This is a genomic window from Moorena sp. SIO3I8, assembly GCF_010692325.1.
Classification (GTDB): domain Bacteria; phylum Cyanobacteriota; class Cyanobacteriia; order Cyanobacteriales; family Coleofasciculaceae; genus Moorena.
The window spans coordinates 1-1,873 of the sequence record NZ_JAAHHW010000316.1 but is presented as its reverse complement, the minus strand read 5'-3'; the positions used below and the strand labels follow the sequence as shown (position 1 = coordinate 1,873).

Here is a 1,873-nt window from a genome sequence, read left to right as displayed (position 1 = left end):
TAAGCATTCAGCTAAAGCGCTACGCGCACGCTTCGCGAACAGCTAAAGCGCTACGCGCACGCTTCGCGAACAGCTATCAGCTTTGGAATAAAACAAGTAAGCATTGGAATAATGCTGAGTTACCTCACAGCGTCGTTCGCACAGCGTGGCCATTCGCGTAGCGTGGCCATTCGCGTAGCGTGGCCATTCGCGTAGCGTGGCCAAAGCCTGTGCCACAAGGCTGTTCGCGTAGCGTGAGCTAAAAGCTCACGGCTGACGGCTGACGGCTGAATGCTTACAATACAGCTAACGCCACAAGTAGACAATTAAGCAATATCATGATTTCAAGATACCATGGCTGTCAGCTTATATAAAAGCGTTACAACCAGACTTTATACAAGTAAATCATACTTAAAAAGTATAGCAAAAAAAAACTATCTACCGAGAGATTTCATTTATAAAGACTAGACATAATTTTCACAATTAGTAGACAGAAATTTTACAATTAGCTACAACTCACAAAATATCCAATTTCACTGTCTTGATGCCGTCGCTAATGGGGAGGGGCTGTGCTCATAAGGGTAGGTTTTTTACTTTGACCTCAGGTGTGGGGTATTGGGTGTGGGGTGTGGGGTGTGGGGGTACAGACAAGCGATGCAGTGGCCTCACGGGGGTTTCCCCCACTCGCGCTTGGGATCAAGACAATGATGATTTTTAGCGATGCTAATGGTGCGACCCGTGGCGAATTTAATTCGCCTACGGAAAGCGCACCATTACCTTCACGCGGGGGTTTCCCCCACTCGCTATTCCATCAAGACAACGACAAATTAAGTATATTGTCTTGATGCAGTCGCTCATGGGGGAAACCCCCAAGACCGCGCTGCATCGCTTTCTGATCACCCACACCCTACACCCCACCCCCTACACCCCACACCTCACGTCTTTGTTAAAAACCTACCCCTGTGAGGAGGGGCTGTGGGGAGCATGTCACTTTTGCCGAACAAAAGTACTAAGGTAATAGGTAATGGGTAATAGGTAATAGGTATAGCAGTCGCCAGGGCAGGCGCGGACATGACAAAAGTCTCAAACCTAAGTAAGCGCAAGAGTTTGACTTCTGACTTCTGACTTCTGACTTCTGACTTCTTCTATAATAGGTCATCAGGGGAGCTAGTCCTGGATGAATATTTGTACATTATCTATAGCCCCCTCATGGGTAATTGCTTGCTCTACTGGAAAATAGTACTAATGTTTAAGCATTGCAAGACCTGCTCCCGGGGCTGTGTGGGTAACCTGTGTCGGCACCGCTGTTTGCCCTGTGGAGACTCCCTGTTGCTTTGCTGTATCGCTTTATAGATCAGGACTTACGCATTTGCCCCCGTTGGTCCCCCAATTCTGGGGGACTTTGACATCATTCCCCCCCAGAATTGGGGGGATAGGGGGGCGAAATAAACTTCACCGCGTAAGTCCTGTAGATGCTACAGATAGTTAATGGGTAATGGATGATTGACAGAGGCATTATCCATTACCCATTAACCAGCATGCATTGGTAGCAGAGCTTTACCTATTTGCTAATAGATGAAATTTCATGTACCTCTGATTGCTTGAGAAATCCGGCGCTTTTGTGAAGACCCTGTGGTTTTTAAAGCTAAAGCTTCTATATGCTTGTAAAGATTCTCAGGTATAAGCCAGAGCAAATAGGCCGCAGCCCCAGTTAACACCGTACGACGTGGTTCTTCCCAGAGCATCTGCCAGTAGCTCCCCAGAGCTTCGTTGAAGAATTGGACAGCCATGGCACCATCTCTCAAGGTAACTGCCCGACGAGCTAGATACCTCGAATGGTAAGCACGGGCGCGGTTTTCCCACTCAACCACGAGTCGTACTGGGCACGAGGTAT

The 1,873-nt window shown here is 48.0% G+C and carries 1 protein-coding gene and 1 pseudogene; both read right to left on the bottom strand.

The genetic code is table 11. The features are described 5' to 3' along the window. Positions 1-119: 119 nt before the first annotated feature. Entirely contained in the window at positions 120-305 is a 186-nt protein-coding gene (locus tag F6K51_RS36570) for a hypothetical protein (protein ID WP_293030886.1), read from the bottom strand. Positions 306-1,562: 1,257 nt separating this feature from the next. After that, a pseudogene (locus F6K51_RS36565) lies at positions 1,563-1,873 on the bottom strand (glycosyltransferase family 2 protein); the annotation flags it as partial.